The sequence below is a fragment of the Streptomyces sp. NPDC042364 genome, assembly GCF_056437585.1.
Window position 1 is genome coordinate 335,796 of record NZ_JBWKAJ010000008.1, and the last position, 13,739, is coordinate 349,534.

Annotated in this window: 18 protein-coding genes and 1 pseudogene; 8 read left to right on the plus strand and 11 right to left on the minus strand. The window is 70.2% G+C overall.

All coding sequences use genetic code 11. The annotated features are described in order from the left end of the window. Window positions 1-83: 83 nt before the first annotated feature. The 3 genes from AC067N_RS19110 to AC067N_RS19120 all read left to right on the plus strand — a co-directional run bounded on the left by AC067N_RS19110 (window position 84) and on the right by AC067N_RS19120 (window position 4,739). Window positions 84-1,409: a GH1 family beta-glucosidase gene (locus tag AC067N_RS19110; protein ID WP_478680052.1), complete on the plus strand. Its 1,326-nt coding sequence runs from the start codon at window positions 84-86 to the stop codon at window positions 1,407-1,409. Next, window positions 1,406-2,659 (plus strand): MFS transporter, encoded by a 1,254-nt coding sequence (locus tag AC067N_RS19115; RefSeq protein ID WP_478680053.1) that lies wholly within the window; start codon window positions 1,406-1,408, stop codon window positions 2,657-2,659. The genes AC067N_RS19110 and AC067N_RS19115 overlap by 4 nt, the downstream gene beginning before the upstream one ends. A gap of 148 nt (window positions 2,660-2,807) precedes the next feature. Further along, entirely contained in the window at window positions 2,808-4,739 is a 1,932-nt protein-coding gene (locus tag AC067N_RS19120) for a protein-arginine deiminase domain-containing protein (protein WP_478680126.1), read from the plus strand. A gap of 219 nt (window positions 4,740-4,958) precedes the next feature. Here the strand turns inward: AC067N_RS19120 and era are convergent, their stop codons facing one another. Continuing rightward, window positions 4,959-5,921: a GTPase Era gene (era, locus tag AC067N_RS19125; protein WP_468102585.1), complete on the minus strand. Its 963-nt coding sequence runs from the start codon at window positions 5,919-5,921 to the stop codon at window positions 4,959-4,961. Window positions 5,922-6,136: 215 nt separating this feature from the next. Between era and AC067N_RS19130 the strand changes: the two are divergent. Further along, window positions 6,137-6,772 (plus strand): annotated as a pseudogene (locus tag AC067N_RS19130) (ammonium transporter); the annotation flags it as partial. Between the two features lie 2 nt (window positions 6,773-6,774). Here AC067N_RS19130 and AC067N_RS19135 read toward each other — a convergent pair. Further along, on the minus strand, window positions 6,775-7,011 hold the full coding sequence (locus AC067N_RS19135) for a hypothetical protein (protein ID WP_478680054.1): 237 nt from the start codon (window positions 7,009-7,011) through the stop codon (window positions 6,775-6,777). A 232-nt stretch (window positions 7,012-7,243) separates the two neighbouring features. Here AC067N_RS19135 and AC067N_RS19140 point away from each other — a divergent pair, with 232 nt between their 5' ends. Next, the gene (locus tag AC067N_RS19140) at window positions 7,244-7,480 is read left to right on the plus strand and encodes a helix-turn-helix domain-containing protein (RefSeq protein ID WP_478680055.1); all 237 of its coding nucleotides are present in this window, start codon (window positions 7,244-7,246) and stop codon (window positions 7,478-7,480) included. Between the two features lie 112 nt (window positions 7,481-7,592). Here AC067N_RS19140 and AC067N_RS19145 read toward each other — a convergent pair whose 3' ends face one another. From AC067N_RS19145 to AC067N_RS19155, 3 genes are read right to left on the minus strand one after another with little or no spacing between them, the layout of a single operon-like run. After that, the gene (locus tag AC067N_RS19145) at window positions 7,593-7,760 is read right to left on the minus strand and encodes a hypothetical protein (protein WP_478680056.1); all 168 of its coding nucleotides are present in this window, start codon (window positions 7,758-7,760) and stop codon (window positions 7,593-7,595) included. Further along, window positions 7,757-7,966, minus strand: coding sequence for a hypothetical protein (locus AC067N_RS19150; RefSeq protein ID WP_478680057.1), 210 nt, complete (start codon window positions 7,964-7,966; stop codon window positions 7,757-7,759). Before AC067N_RS19150 ends, AC067N_RS19145 begins: the two co-directional genes overlap by 4 nt. Further along, the gene (locus AC067N_RS19155; RefSeq protein WP_478680058.1) at window positions 7,963-8,313 is read right to left on the minus strand and encodes a hypothetical protein; all 351 of its coding nucleotides are present in this window, start codon (window positions 8,311-8,313) and stop codon (window positions 7,963-7,965) included. The genes AC067N_RS19150 and AC067N_RS19155 overlap by 4 nt, the downstream gene beginning before the upstream one ends. A gap of 69 nt (window positions 8,314-8,382) precedes the next feature. Here AC067N_RS19155 and AC067N_RS19160 point away from each other — a divergent pair, with 69 nt between their 5' ends. Genes AC067N_RS19160 through AC067N_RS19170 form a run of 3 tightly spaced genes read left to right on the plus strand, consistent with a single transcriptional unit; the run spans window position 8,383 to window position 10,376 of the window. Next, on the plus strand, window positions 8,383-9,597 hold the full coding sequence (locus tag AC067N_RS19160) for a helix-turn-helix domain-containing protein (protein WP_478680059.1): 1,215 nt from the start codon (window positions 8,383-8,385) through the stop codon (window positions 9,595-9,597). Next, window positions 9,594-10,139: a flavoprotein gene (locus AC067N_RS19165; protein WP_478680060.1), complete on the plus strand. Its 546-nt coding sequence runs from the start codon at window positions 9,594-9,596 to the stop codon at window positions 10,137-10,139. The genes AC067N_RS19160 and AC067N_RS19165 overlap by 4 nt, the downstream gene beginning before the upstream one ends. A gap of 42 nt (window positions 10,140-10,181) precedes the next feature. Further along, the gene (locus AC067N_RS19170) at window positions 10,182-10,376 is read left to right on the plus strand and encodes a hypothetical protein (protein WP_478680061.1); all 195 of its coding nucleotides are present in this window, start codon (window positions 10,182-10,184) and stop codon (window positions 10,374-10,376) included. A 650-nt stretch (window positions 10,377-11,026) separates the two neighbouring features. Here the strand turns inward: AC067N_RS19170 and AC067N_RS19175 are convergent. The 6 genes from AC067N_RS19175 to AC067N_RS19200 are packed head-to-tail and all read right to left on the minus strand — an operon-like array spanning window position 11,027 to window position 13,735. Then, window positions 11,027-11,323 (minus strand): hypothetical protein, encoded by a 297-nt coding sequence (locus AC067N_RS19175; protein WP_478680062.1) that lies wholly within the window; start codon window positions 11,321-11,323, stop codon window positions 11,027-11,029. A gap of 17 nt (window positions 11,324-11,340) precedes the next feature. Next, a complete protein-coding gene (locus AC067N_RS19180) occupies window positions 11,341-11,655 on the minus strand; it encodes a hypothetical protein (RefSeq protein ID WP_478680063.1) in 315 nt (104 codons plus the stop codon). Between the two features lie 2 nt (window positions 11,656-11,657). Then, complete coding sequence (locus AC067N_RS19185) at window positions 11,658-12,479, minus strand: peptidoglycan recognition protein family protein (RefSeq protein WP_478680064.1); 822 nt, start codon at window positions 12,477-12,479, stop codon at window positions 11,658-11,660. 2 nt (window positions 12,480-12,481) lie between these two features. Continuing rightward, window positions 12,482-12,961: a hypothetical protein gene (locus AC067N_RS19190; protein WP_478680065.1), complete on the minus strand. Its 480-nt coding sequence runs from the start codon at window positions 12,959-12,961 to the stop codon at window positions 12,482-12,484. Continuing rightward, complete coding sequence (locus AC067N_RS19195) at window positions 12,958-13,206, minus strand: hypothetical protein (protein WP_478680066.1); 249 nt, start codon at window positions 13,204-13,206, stop codon at window positions 12,958-12,960. Before AC067N_RS19195 ends, AC067N_RS19190 begins: the two co-directional genes overlap by 4 nt. A gap of 7 nt (window positions 13,207-13,213) precedes the next feature. Further along, window positions 13,214-13,735 carry a hypothetical protein gene (locus AC067N_RS19200; protein WP_478680067.1) on the minus strand — a complete coding sequence of 174 codons (522 nt, stop codon included), beginning with the start codon at window positions 13,733-13,735 and terminating at the stop codon, window positions 13,214-13,216. Window positions 13,736-13,739: the final 4 nt, after the last annotated feature.

Consider the following 13,739-nt stretch of genomic DNA (forward strand, 5'->3'; position numbering starts at 1 on the left):
CGCGCCCTTCTGATACCCGGCGGTAACAGGGCAATCGTTCTCGGCCGTTGACTTCCGTTACCCGTGGTACGGATGATCCGCGCATGGCGACGAACCCGATACCCCAGTTCCCGGCCGGCTTCCTGTGGGGCGTCTCGACCTCCGCGCACCAGATCGAGGGTGCCGCGGACCGGCGTGAGCCCTCCGTGTGGGACGTCTTCACGGCCGAGGAGGGCCGCGTCAAGGACGGCTCGAACGCGGCGGTGGCCTGCGACCACTTCCACCGTTACCCCGAGGACGTGGCCCTCCTGCGCGAGCTGGGCGTGGACGCGTACCGCTTCTCGGTGTCCTGGCCCCGGGTGAACGCCCCCGGCGGACTCGACTTCTACGACCGGCTGGTGGACGAGTTGGCCGGGGCGGGCGTGCGGCCGGTGCCGACCCTCTTCCACTGGGACCTGCCGGTGTCGCTCCAGGAAGCGGGTGGCTGGCTGAACCGGGACACCGCCGAGCGGTTCGCCGAGTACGTCGCCGTCGTCGCCGCCCGCCTCGGTGACCGGGTCACCAAGTGGATCACCCTCAACGAGCCCGCCGAGCACACCCTGCTGGGCCATGCGCTGGGCACCCACGCGCCGGGCAAGCAGCTCATGTTCGACGCGCTCCCGGCCGCCCACCACCAGCTGCTGGGCCACGGCCTGGCCGTACGGGCGCTGCGCGCGGCCGGAGTCACGGACGTCGGCATCGCCAACTCGCACGGGCCGACCTGGGCCGCGTCGCGGGAGCAGGCGGACGTGGAGGCGGCCGGCTTCTACGACCTGCTGCTGAACCGTCTGTTCGCGGAGCCGGTCCTGCTGGGCGAATACCCGGAGGGGCTCGGCGAGTTGATGCCGGGCACGGACATCGAGTCCGATCTGAAGGTCATCTCCGAGCCCATCGACTGGTACGGGATCAACTACTACGCACCGACCCGGGTGGGCGCCCCCGAGGGCACGGACATCGAGTTCGGCGGGGTGACCATCCCCGCCGAACTCCCCTTCACCGTCAAGGAGATCGAGGGCGTCCCGACGACCGACTTCGGCTGGCCTGTGGTGCCCGAGGGCCTGACGGAACTGCTCACCGGCTTCCGCGAGCGCTACGGCGACCGGCTGCCGCCCGTGGTCATCACCGAGAACGGCTGCTCGTACGAGGGCGTCGACGACCAGGAGCGCATCGCCTACCTGGACGGCCATGTCCGGGCGCTCCACCGGGCCGTGGAGGCGGGGGTCGACGTGCGCGGGTACTTCGTGTGGTCGCTGCTCGACAACTTCGAGTGGGCGGAGGGCTACGCCCGGCGGTTCGGGCTCGTGCACGTCGACTACGAGACGCTGGAGCGCGAGCCGAAGGCGTCGTACGGGTGGTACCGGGACCTGCTCAGAGCGCAGCGCCGGGCATGACGACGACACAGCCGGTCGGCGCCCTCGCCGAACCCGTCGAACGGGTGGGCGGGGGCTGGACCGCCTCGCTGGCACTGGCCAACGCGGCCATCTGGGTGGGCTGGTACGGCCCGCTGCAGATCCTGCTGGCCTCCCAGGCGGAGGACTTCGCGCCGGGTGCCGGGATGTCGAAGGAGACGATGCTGGCCTGGGTGACGGGCGCCGGCGCGGTCGTCTCGCTGGTCGCCACACCGCTGTTCGGCGCGCTGTCGGACCGTACGACCTCCCGGTGGGGGCGCCGTACACCGTGGATCGTGGCGGGCTCGGCGGGCGGCGCGGTGGCGTTGCTGCTGCTCGCGGGAGCGGGCGGGCTGTGGACGCTGGCGGCCGGCTGGTGCCTGGTCCAGCTGACGCTCAACGCGTCCTGGGCGGCGGTCACCGCGGCGGTGCCCGACCGGGTGCCGCGGCTCCAACGCGGCTCTGTGGGCGGCTGGTTGGGCGCGGCGCAGATCCTGGGCGTGGTCGGCGGCACGGGGCTGGCGACACTGGGCGGGGGCATCGGCGCGGGGTACGCGGCGTGCGCGGTGTTCACGCTGGCGGGCGTGCTGCCGTATGTGCTGGGCCACCCCGACCCGCGGCTGTCGGCGGCGGACCGGCCGGTGTGGTCGTGGCGGGGTTTCCTGGCCGGTTTCTGGCTGAGTCCGCGCCGGTACCCGGACTTCGCCTGGGCGTGGCTGACGCGTTTCCTGGTGAACCTGAGCAACAGCATCGGCCTGCTCTACCTGCTCTTCTACCTGCGGGACCGCGTCCGGTTCCACGACCCCGAACTGGGCGTGCTGATCCTTACGGCGGTGAACGCGGCGATGCTGCTGGCGACGGTGGTGGTCGCCGGGGTGTGGTCGGACCGCGTGGGGCGCCGCAAGCCGTTCGTGTACTGGTCGGGGCTGCTGATGGCGGCCGCGACGGGACTGATCGCGCTCTGGCCGACCTGGCCGGGCACGATCGTCGCCGCGGCGCTCCTCGGGCTCGGCTTCGGCGTCTTCACCTCCGTGGACTTCGCCCTCATGACCGACGTACTGCCCAGGGCCCGCGACCGGGGCAAGGACCTCGGCGTCATCAACATCGCCAACTCCCTTCCCCAGGTGGCCGCGCCGGCGCTCGCCGCGCCGATCGTGACGCATCTCGGCGGCTACCGGGCGCTGTACCTCGTGGCGGCGGTGATCGGCCTGGCGGGGGCGGTGTTCGTGGGGCGGATCCGGGCAGTGGAGTAGATCACTCGACGCACGGACGACGCACAGGGAACTGATCGGCCGGATCGTCCCTCTTCTGTGACGACCACCCCCGTTGCTGAAGGGACGCCCTGTGCCCACGCGTTCACCGAGATCTGCCCTCACCCGCCCCGCACGGCGCGCGATAGCCGTGCTCGCCGTCTCCGGCACCCTGCTCGCCGTGCCGTCGCTCGCGGCACCCGTCGCCTTCGCGGACGGGGCGCCGCCGACCGACCTGCGGGTGGACGCCAACCGGGACGGCCGGATCGACCTCACCGGTACCACCGACACCGCCGGTGAGAACGGCTGGACGGTCGGACGGGGCGCGCTGATGCTGCCCAACATCGACGACGACACCAAGCGCTGCCCCACCAAGGGCTCGGGCGGCAAGCCGCTGTCCGACGCCAAGCTGGCCGCCTGCAACGACGCCTCCGACACCAAGGTGAACGGCAAGGCCGACGCCGCCGACCTGGCGCGGGTCCGGTCCGTGCCGATGAAGAGCCTGCCGGCCGGCGCGCAGGGCAGCGTGAAGGTGACCGCGGGCGCCGACAGGACCCGGGTGTTCCTGAAGCGGGCCGACAAGTGGGTCCCCGTCACCGCGAAGACCCGGCTGACGCGCGCCGAGCTGCGCGCGGGCGTCGAGTTCGGCGTCGAGGCGCGGGACGTCATCCGGGACACCGCCAAGTGGGACGGCACCGCCCGGATCCGGCTGTCCGTGAAGTCCTCCGCCGGCACCTCCTCCGACACGGTCACCCTGCGGGTGGCGCCGGTCCTCACCCACCACCACCTGCAGAACGCGCAGCAGATGCTGGTCACCAAGATCCCCGGCACCGACGACTACGCGAAGCTCAACCGCGCCTTCCGCGAGGGCCTGGCCAAGGAGGCGCGGGCCGCCGGTATCACCAAGCCGACGATCGAGTTCACCAAGTACCAGGACATCTGGGCCCAGGACTTCGTGGAGCCCGGCTACGTCAGCATGACCGGCGCGGACGGGCAGCGACAGGTCATGCGGGTGATGCTGCGCTCGGCTCAGATGGACCGTGAGGCGGGCCGGGAGCTGTTCGAGAAGCTGCGCGGCCCGAACGTCGGCGCCGTGCAGGTGACCGGCGCCCGCCCGTCCGAGGAGTGGACGCTCAACTCCATGGGCAACGTGGAGACCATTCCGCCCTACGCCCACGGCGACCGCTCCTTCCCCGCGGGCCGGATCATCATGGGCCACCGCCCCGACAGCGGCTCCAAGCCGGCCAAGGTGATGCGGACGTTCCTGAAGTCGCAGGGCCTTCAGGACCCGCTGTTCCTGGACACCTCCTGGCTGCACGTGGGCCACGTCGACGAGTTCGTGCAGTTCCTGCCCGCCGACACCCCGCGCGGCTGGAAGCTCGCCATCGCCGACCCCGAGGCGGGTCTGCGGCTGCTGCGGGACGCCAAGAGCGCCGGTCACGGCTCGAAGCGGATGTTCTCGGTGCCAGGCGGCCCCCGGGAGACGATCGACCAGGCGCTCGCCTCCAAGACGCTGGTCTCCGACAACAACCTCGCCACGCGCCGTATCGAGGCCAACCTCGCCATCCTCAAGCGCGAGACGGGTGTCACGGACGCCGAGGTCGTGCGGGTTCCGGCCCTGTTCACCCAGGGCCGGGAGCAGCGGGGCGAGTCGGGTGACGAGAAGCTCCGTCTCCCCCGGCTGACCCGCCTCGGCGCGGGCGCCGAACTGCCCGACGTGGCCCGCGACCACGGCCAGCAGCGGGAGCTCGACCGGGCCGTGCCGGGCAGCCCCGCCCCGTCCGCGGACGGCGCCGTCGGCAGCCCCGCCGCCCCCGCCCCGTCCGTCATGACCAGCGCCTACGTCCCCGGCGCCGTCAACGGCATCGTCCTCAGCCGCACCCACTACCTGGCGCCGCGCCAGTGGGGCCCCGTCATCGGCGGCAAGGACGTCTTCACCGAGGCGGTGACGGCGGCGTACACCGCCGCCGGTATGAAGGTGTCGTACATCGACGACTGGGAGACGTACCACCTGGGCATGGGCGAGATCCACTGCGGTACGAACACCCTGCGCAACGCGTCGGCCCCCTGGTGGACGCGCTAGCGGCCCCCGCGCGCACGACCTGAACGTGCCGTCACCCCCGGCAGCCGGGGGTGACGGCACGTTCGCGTGACGCCCCGCGGACCGGGATGACGTCACCGCTCGGCCGACGCCGGGCGTCGGGAAACCCCTTCGCCCTGGACCGACGGAGGTAGGCAGGCGACCGCCGCGCACTGCCCCGGGGAGCGGAACACGACCGGTGGGACACGACCGCTCGGCGGGTCAGAACCCCAGGCGCCGCAGCTGCTTGGGGTCCCGCTGCCAGTCCTTCGCGACCTTCACATGGAGGTCGAGGAACACCGGTGTGCCCAGCAGTGCCTCGATCTGCTTGCGGGACTTGATGCCGACGTCCTTCAGGCGCTTGCCCTTGGGGCCGATGATGATGCCCTTCTGGCTGGGGCGCTCGATGTAGACGAAGGCGTGGATGTCGAGGAGGGGCTTGTCGGCGGGGCGGCCCTCGCGGGGCAGCATCTCCTCGACGACGACGGCGATGGAGTGGGGCAGCTCGTCGCGGACGCCCTCCAGCGCGGCCTCCCGGATGAGCTCGGCGATCATGACCTGCTCGGGCTCGTCGGTGAGGTCGCCCTCCGGGTAGAGGGCCGGGCCCTCCGGCAGGAGGGGGACGATCAGGTCGGCCAGCAGGTCGACCTGCTTGTCGCCGACCGCCGACACCGGCACGATCTCGGCCCACTCGAAGCCCAGCTCCTTGCCGAGCTGGTCGATCGCGATGAGCTGCTCGGCGAGCCGCTGGCCGTCCACGAGGTCGGTCTTGGTGACGATCGCGATCTTCGGCGTCTTCTTGATGGACGCCAGCTCCTTCGCGATGAACCGGTCACCGGGGCCGAGCTTCTCGTTCGCCGGCAGGCAGAAGCCGATCACGTCGACCTCGGCCCAGGTCGTGCGGACGACGTCGTTGAGGCGCTCCCCCAGCAGCGTGCGCGGCTTGTGGAGGCCCGGGGTGTCGACGAGGATCAGCTGGGCGTCCGGCCGGTGCACGATGCCGCGGACCGTGTGCCGCGTCGTCTGCGGCTGGTTCGCCGTGATCGCCACCTTCTGGCCGACCAGAGCGTTCGTGAGAGTGGACTTGCCCGCGTTGGGGCGGCCCACGAAGCAGGCGAAACCGGCACGGTGGGCGGCCTCGGCCGGCTGCTCGGATGACTGGGTACGAACGCTCATGGCGCCCATTCTCCCTGATCCCCGGAGCCCCGCCGCACAGACCGCGAGAACGCCCTCCCCGCCTCGTCCGGCCCCGCCCCCTCGTCAGCGCCGACCGTGAGCTTTCCGAAATCCCCACGCAACGAAACGTCACGGAAACACACCCGTATGCGTCCGGAAACGCACTCCGGTGACCCTCTGACGAGCTTCGCACCCGTACCCGCTGGAGAAAGGCCGTGACGACCGTGACCCTGGCCGCGCCCCTCGCCGCGCCCCTGGCCGCGAAAGGCATCGACACCGGCGACACCGCCTGGCTGCTCGCCGCCACCGCCCTCGTACTGCTGATGACCCCGGGCCTGGCTCTCTTCTACGGCGGCATGGTCAGGACGAAGAGCGTCCTCAACATGCTGATGATGAGCTTCGTGTCGATCGCGCTGGTCACCGTGGTGTGGCTGGCGGCCGGGTACTCGCTCGCGTTCGGCGACGACGCGTTCGGCGGCCTCATCGGGAACCTCGACCACCTCGGTATGGGCGGCCTCGGCCCGGACAGCGTCCAGGGCACCGTCCCCACCCTCCTGTTCGCCACCTTCCAGCTGACCTTCGCGGTCATCACGGCCGCCCTGACCAGCGGGGCGATCGCGGACCGGGCGAAGTTCGCGGCGTGGCTGGTCTTCGTGCCGGTGTGGGCGCTGCTCGTATACGTTCCGGTCACCCACTGGGTCTGGGGTCCCGGCGGCTGGATCGTGAGCGACCTCGGCGCCCTGGACTTCGCGGGCGGTCTGCCGGTGGAGGTCACCTCCGGCGCCTCCGGTCTGGCGCTGTGCCTGGTCCTCGGCCCCCGCCTGGGCTTCAAGAAGGACGCGATGCGCCCGCACAAAGTTATTTACTGATGGTGGTCGGCGGGGGGTAGTGGTGTTGCGCCGGTGATCTCGTCGACGAGGTGGAGCATGCCGTCCAGTTCGCCGGTCAGTCGCTCGATGAGGAGGATGAGGCGGTGGGGTTCGAGGTTGGCGAGTTCGGCGTTGCGTGCTTCGTTCAGTCCTCGCCGGGCCCATTTGATGCGGCTGGCTTGGGTGGGCGTGAGGGGGCGGCCGCGAGTGGGGTCGGGCTGCTCGGTCATGTAGAGGTCACCTGAGGTGCGAGGCGCTGAGGGTGGGCGCGAAGTGGGCGGGTTGGTGCGGGGGGTGATGGTAATGATCAGGTAAACCTCTGGCTTGAACAACGGGCAGTGTACGGCGTCACTCGAACGGGTGTTTTATTCGGGTTGGGGTTGCGGACGATCGCCGGACTCATTCCGTGAATGTCCCATCGATGGTACAGACATCCATCTCGGGCTTGACCAGCGTGTACCCGTGCCAACCGACCCCATGCCCGACTGGGTACTCCACCAACGCCGGGCCATCGGGGACAACATCCGAGCCGAACGCACGCGCCAGCACCTGTCACAGGAACGACTCGCCGAACTGGCAGGCGGCCTTGACCGCAAGACCGTCAACCGGATCGAGCAGGGCACCCACGCGACGCTGATCGACCACCTCGCGCTCATCGCCCATGCCCTCGACGTACCCCTGGCGGATCTTGTGCGGTGAGCCCGCTGCCGCAGGGGACGGCAGCGGGCCCACCCAGGCTGCCCCGCGGCACGGGGGAACTCTCAGGGCAGCCACCCGGACGCCGGCGGTGCTGGCACCGGCGGCCGGGGAGTCAGGACCAGCGGAGCGGCGGCCTCGTGTACGGGTGGAGGTGCTCGACGCCCTTCGCCTCATGCCCGGCGGGCTGGGTGCAGTGCACACCGTGGACAGGGTGCTTCTCCCAGCAGTAGCCGTGCCCCAACTGGCCGGCGGGGCGGGGTGGCGTCTTGGCGGTGTTCACGATGCTCCTCCAGCAGTGGGGGCACAGTCGTCGGGGCAGGCGTACACGTCGGTGCTCATGTCGTGGACGCCGCGGTACCCGGTCGCGCGGCCAGCCAGTACGGCACCGCGGGTGAGCCGCTGGTCGCACCAGACGCAGTTCCAGCCCCGGTACTGGCCGTTCGTCAGCTCGGCGACGTCCGGGAGGCTGCGGATGGGGATGCTCACCGGGCGTGCTCCATGTGGAGGCGGCGGAGCGCGGCCACGGTCTCGCATCCGACCGGGCTGTCGACGCACTGCTCGCATATGGCGGCATGCGCGCCTGCGGTCTCGGCGGCCTGGTCGGCGACGCAGCGGGGGCAGGCCCGCGGGAACACCTGGATGGAGCCGTGGGGGCGTTGGCCGAGGTCGACGGCGTCGACGCCGAGGGCGGTGCCGTCGTACACGCAGATGGTGCCGCGGCGTTGCGGGTCGGACAGGGCTGTGGTGTCGAGTGGCAGGAGGGTGAGCGCGCTGGGCGCGGTGTCCTGTCTCGGCGTCATGTCCGCCTCCACTGTCCCGGTGATCTGTCTCACACCAGGACCGTATGGCGCGGTACAACAGAGGTGGGCACGCAAAGTGCGTGCCTTGCACCGGGGGCACCCATGGACACTTCCGCCATCGGCCGACGCATCGCCTACTGGCGCGACCGGCGAGGCTTCACCCAATCCGACTTCGGCCGTCTCATGGGACAGACCAAACGGTGGGTGCAGGACATCGAAGGCGGCAAACGCCAGCAGGACCCGCGCCTGTCCGTCCTGGTACGCGCGGCCGACGTGCTACGCGTCCCCCTGGAGCAACTCTTGTCAGACACCCCCACACCGCCCCCCGCAAGCAGCGGGCCGCCCGCCGAAGCCCTCGCCGTCATCGACGCCCTCTACGCCCCCGACGGCAGCGAACCCCCGCCCGCTACTGACGTTCTGCGACGGCGGCTCGCGTACTGCTGCCGGGCGTTCCAGGCCTGCCACTACGCCGCCCTCGGCCGGGAACTTCCCGCCCTCATCGCCGGAGCCACTCGGGCCGCGCATGCCGCGCCCGTCGGCGCCCAGTCCGATGCGCAAGCGGTCCTGTCCCGCGTCTACCAGCTGGTCACCTCGTACCTCCACAAGTACGGAGCGCCCACCGCAATTCAGGCCGCGCTCGCCGCGGACCGGGCGCTCGCCGCCGCCGAACAGTCCGGGGACCCTGTGCACATTGGGGCCGCATCCCGGCGTGTGGCGAAGAGCCTCGTCTACCAGCAGCGGCCCGAAGCCGCCGTCGAGTTCGCGACCGCGTCGGCGCGACGTCTGGAGGCCGGGCTGACGGAGCGGGGGCCGCTCGGGTTGTCGACGCTCGGCATGCTGTACCTGTCCGCGGCGATCGCATCGTCGGCGCAGGAGCGGGCCACCGCGCGGGTGCGGGCCGCGACCGACTATGTGGACGAGGCCGATGATGTGGCCGACCGGCAGGGCGGCGACCTGGACGAGGACTACACCCAGTTCGGGCCGACGAACGTGAGCTTGCACCGTATCGATGTGCTGGTCCGATTCGAGGACGGCTGGTCCGCGCTCGAAGCCGCCGACCGGCTGGACCCGGAGGCGCTCGCCGGCCTGAGTCGGGAGCGGCAGGCCGGGCATCACGTCACGATGGCACGCGCTTCACTCTTGACACGGCGGAAGGATGACGCGGCGAGGGCGCTCCTCGAAGCCGATGCTCTCGCGCCGGAGGAAGTCCGGGGCCGGCCGGACGCGGTGAACTTGGTGAAGGACGTGGTGGGGGCGACGGCGAATCCGGGGCCGGGGTTGCGTGCGTTGGCGGAGCGTTGTGGACTTCGCGCATGACCCGAGTGCTGTATTTGATCGCCTGCGCCGCAGGGCCCACCCAGTTCATCGATGATGGCGTGCGCGTCGCTCAGGCTGACGGGTGGGACGTGTGTCTGATCTTGACCCCGTCTGCTGCCGCGTGGTGGGAGCCGCGCATGCAGGAGCTGGTGGAGTTGACGGGGCATCCGGTGCGGTCGCGGTACAAGCTGCCGTGGGAGAAGGACGCGTTGCCGAAAGCGGACGCCATGCTGATGGCGCCGATGTCCTGCACCACGCTGAACAAGTGGGGCGCTGGTATCAGCGACACCGTGGCGATCGGGATCCCGTCCGAGGCGGTGCACATGGGGGTACCGGTGGTGGTCATGCCGTTCTTCAATCAGGCGCAGGGCGCGCAGCCCGCGGTGGCGCGGTCGAAGGCGGTGCTGCGTGAGCAGGGTGTTGTGGTCCTCGACGGCCCGGACGGGTACGAGTCGCATCCTCCGAAGCAGGGGAACCCGCGGGTGTTTCCGTGGGCGCGGGCGCTGGCTGGGGTTCGGAAGGCTGGCGGGTTTTCGGTGTGAGCGGCATGCGTGTTTGAGGGCGTCGCTCGATAGGCTGAGCGCATGTTCCCCGACTCCCTGGCCCTTGGTGGCGTGCGCCCGTCTGCCGTGGTGAACGCGGAGATCCGGGCGCTGGTCGTGGGCTGCGGTGGCTGGCTGTACGGAGACACGCGAGACCGCTACCAGGGGCTGGTGGAGGAGTGGACGCGGGCGGTCGCGGTGGAACGGCGACTGATCGACGTCAGCGAAGCGGCGTAGAGGCGCCTACGTGTACACCCGGCGCTGCGGATCCAACGCACCCTCCGCCTGCGGACCGTTCCCCTCGCCCGGCCCCGGATCCGGCGCACCATCCTGGCGGCACACCAGCGCAGCCTCGTCGTAGGACGGCGCCTGCAAGCTGTACCCGTCCGGGCACGTCTGCCCATCCCGGCCATCCGCCCCGTCCGCGCCCGGCTCCCCCTGAGGTCCGGCCGGACCCGGCTCCCCCTGAGGGCCAGGCGGCCCGGCCGGGCCCGTAGCGCCGACAGCTCCCGGCTCCCCAGCCTTACCGTCAGAACCGTCGACGCCGTCCTTACCATCCGCGCCTGGCGAACCAGACGGGCCCGGACTGCCGTCGACACCGTCCGCCCCATCAAGCCCGTCCCGACCCGGCTCCCCAGGCGGACCAGACGGACCCACCACCGACGCCCCGCGCTCGCCCGGCGGGCCCTTCACCGGCTTCCCCCCCAGGTCACGCACCTGCTGCGCCAACGCCCGGTTGTAGGCCCGCTCCACCTGCAGCTCGTGCGCCATCCCCTGAATCGACAGCACAATCCACGCCAGCGCAGCGCCCAACACCAGAGCGCCCAGCCACGTCCACCCGTCACCTCGCCGCCAGCGACGCTCCTCCGCCCGCAGTTGCACCCGGCTCACGACCCGGCCCCCTGAGTCAACAAAATGATCACCGGGAGGAGGATGCCGATCAGCGGCACAATCACCGCACCGATCAACCACCTACGGGTGGCGACCAGCTTCTCCGCATCCTTCTCCCGCAACGTCTCCAACGTGGCGACCCGCTGCGTGAGAGCCTCATGCCGCAGGTCATAGATCCGCTGGTCCACCTTCTCGTCCATGCGGCGCCCCAGCTGGGCGATGTCATCACGTACGTCGGTGAGCCGGTCCTCGAACCGGCGGACAACCTCTCCGAGGGTCGGCTCGTCCGGCATATGGTGCTCCGATCAGTTCAGCTGCCAGACACCGGGCGCGGCCCGCCCGTCGACGTTGCCCGCTCGATCCCCGGCGCGATCCCCGACGGCTTCCACACCGTGTAGTACGAGGTGCCGATAGCCACCGCCGCCAGCAGCATGCACGTCACGACAGGCTTGCCGTCGAAGTCACCGTTGAAGTACGCCGTCCCGAGACCCACCAGCGCGGCCACAGCCAGCATCAGCAGGCCACGCACGGCGCCGGACCAGCGAGGCTGATTGACGATCGCTATGACGGGCGGGAGAACGAAGCCGAGGCCCGCGGCCCACAGCTGTGCATCAGTCGGTTGCATGATCAGGACTCCTTGCTGTTGACGTTGATGTCGACGCTGACGACGGCGTCCGCGATGGCCTGCCGCACCGCGGCCACCACCGCGTCGGTGTCCACGTCCTCCCCGAGCTGCCCCGCCAGCGACGTGATCGCCGCGGACTGCGCGGCAAGCGTCGCGTTCGCCTTGTCGAGACGCTTCAGGATCTCCGTCTGCACGCTCGACAGCGTCCATGTCGGGTTCGTCGCTGGCGCACCCGGAACGGAGATGACCCCGTCCAACGTGAGCACTGCCTTCGCGACTTCGGCAGGTGTGGGCATGTCGTCCTCCTCGCTGGTGGGGCGGGGTGCCCCTGCTTTCACCCAGGCGTAGATGGGGTCGCCGGGGCACGATGTGGCGTAGCCGTCCCGATGCCCGCCCAGCCACGTGCCGGCCGGGCCCTGGCTGCGGCAGTACTCGATGGCGTCGCGAGCGCCATGCAGCTGCGCTTCCGTGGGCCGGGTGAGGTCCGAGGAGCCGACGAGCAGACACACGGCGTAGTCCTGCTCGTTGAGCGCCGTGTTCCCGTTCGCGCTGTTGCGGCGCTTCAGGCCGCGGCCCTCGTACACGTAGCCGTGCGTGCACACCAAGAACGAGTAGCCGATGTCGCTCCAGCCGTTGCCGTCCATGTGCTGGTCCTGGAGGAGCCGCACGTAGGCGGCGCATCGGTCGTGGGTCCGGTCTGCGTAGGCGGTGCCGAGGTAGTGGAGTTTCACGCCGCGACGAGCACCGCTGTACGGCGTCGCTCCGTTGGGTGTGCGGTAGTCGCGGGCACCCCACTGCGCGCGAGTGACGAGCTTGATGGCCATGGTCAGGCCCCCTCTTCTGTGGGGTGGATCGCGAGCTTGAACTGCGCGTGCGTGATCTTCCGCGCGACGCTGTCGTTGTGGGACACCAGGAACGCCAACGGAGTGCCAGGGTGCACGAACAGCTGATGCTGCTTCGTGAAGCACTGCATCCCGGGACTCGGCGCCCGATGATCCGTAGCCGTCGAGTCCGGCTTCTCGCCGAACGGATCCCTGACGAACCGATCCCTCAACTCGTCGTAGCCGCCCGGCTCCCAATGCACATTCGCCGTCAGCACACCCCACCCGCCGACCGCCGGCCAGATCAGACCCGATCGGTCGTCCGTCTGCCAGTTGGTGACGGGCGGCCCGTCGGGCTGCATCGCCTCGTGCATGCCGTGCGCGTCAGCGGACTCCCCGACGGACGGAAACCGGACGATGTGATACCCGCCGGACGGAATGACCTGAGGCTCGCTCGCGATCAGCGAGCAGATGTAGACGGTCACGACACCACCGTCCACTGCGCCAGGTACGCGGTATTGGAGCCCTGCCACACGAGTTCGTGGTTCCAGCTCCGCACCACCCACCCGTTGAGCGGGATGGTTTTCGGGGTGCCCTCCCCGTCCAGCAGCACCAGTCGCTCCGCCGTCTCGGACGACAGGGTGTACTCGGCGCCGTCCAGGAACGCCAGAATCGTGGCAGCGTCCCCGGTGTACTGGACGGACTCGTAATGCGGGGTAACGGTAGACATCAGGGCCTCAAGCAATCCGCTGGAACTGTAGCCAGCTATCGGTGTAAAGAACGGTGGCCGTCGCGCTGGATGTGTTCTGCGCCCACTCCAGCGAAATGTTTCCCGCCGTCGTCGACATGCGGAAAACAGCGCCCAATGGGGTCATCTGCTGGGTATCGCCGGTGCCGTAGGCGGTACGCCCCACACCTACGTCGTTCGTTTCCGTGCGAATTGAGTATCCGGCCGTGGTAGCTAGGGACGGCGTGCCCGAACCGGGCACGATCCACGCCCATTCACCCAGGCAGCCCGTAGGGACCGTGAAACGCATCTTGATGTCCGGGGTGGGGTCCGCGAAGTACTTCACCCATCCCGACATCACGTACACAGCGTTCGCCTCGGCCGCGAAGACGAGGTGCGGATCGGCTTCGTAGGTGGTCGTCGCCGCTCGGCTGGTGTCCGCCGTCTTCCGGACGGTCTGCGGCAGCATCGACCGCAGCAGCGTCGCGGTGATCCGCTGCCCCGCGAGCGGTGTGGGGTAGGCCTCTGCCATCGTG

Coding starts and splice junctions, on each gene's coding strand:
- AC067N_RS19110 (WP_478680052.1), top strand. CDS start 84: ATGGCGACGAACCCGATACCCCAGTTCCCGGCCGGCTTCCTGTGGGGC.
- AC067N_RS19115 (WP_478680053.1), top strand. CDS start 1,406: ATGACGACGACACAGCCGGTCGGCGCCCTCGCCGAACCCGTCGAACGG.
- era (WP_468102585.1), bottom strand. CDS start 5,921: ATGGGCGCCATGAGCGTTCGTACCCAGTCATCCGAGCAGCCGGCCGAG.
- AC067N_RS19135 (WP_478680054.1), bottom strand. CDS start 7,011: ATGACCGAGCAGCCCGACCCCACTCGCGGCCGCCCCCTCACGCCCACC.
- AC067N_RS19160 (WP_478680059.1), top strand. CDS start 8,383: ATGGACACTTCCGCCATCGGCCGACGCATCGCCTACTGGCGCGACCGG.
- AC067N_RS19165 (WP_478680060.1), top strand. CDS start 9,594: ATGACCCGAGTGCTGTATTTGATCGCCTGCGCCGCAGGGCCCACCCAG.
- AC067N_RS19170 (WP_478680061.1), top strand. CDS start 10,182: ATGTTCCCCGACTCCCTGGCCCTTGGTGGCGTGCGCCCGTCTGCCGTG.
- AC067N_RS19175 (WP_478680062.1), bottom strand. CDS start 11,323: ATGCCGGACGAGCCGACCCTCGGAGAGGTTGTCCGCCGGTTCGAGGAC.
- AC067N_RS19180 (WP_478680063.1), bottom strand. CDS start 11,655: ATGCAACCGACTGATGCACAGCTGTGGGCCGCGGGCCTCGGCTTCGTT.
- AC067N_RS19185 (WP_478680064.1), bottom strand. CDS start 12,479: ATGGCCATCAAGCTCGTCACTCGCGCGCAGTGGGGTGCCCGCGACTAC.
- AC067N_RS19195 (WP_478680066.1), bottom strand. CDS start 13,206: ATGTCTACCGTTACCCCGCATTACGAGTCCGTCCAGTACACCGGGGAC.
- AC067N_RS19200 (WP_478680067.1), bottom strand. CDS start 13,735: ATGGCAGAGGCCTACCCCACACCGCTCGCGGGGCAGCGGATCACCGCG.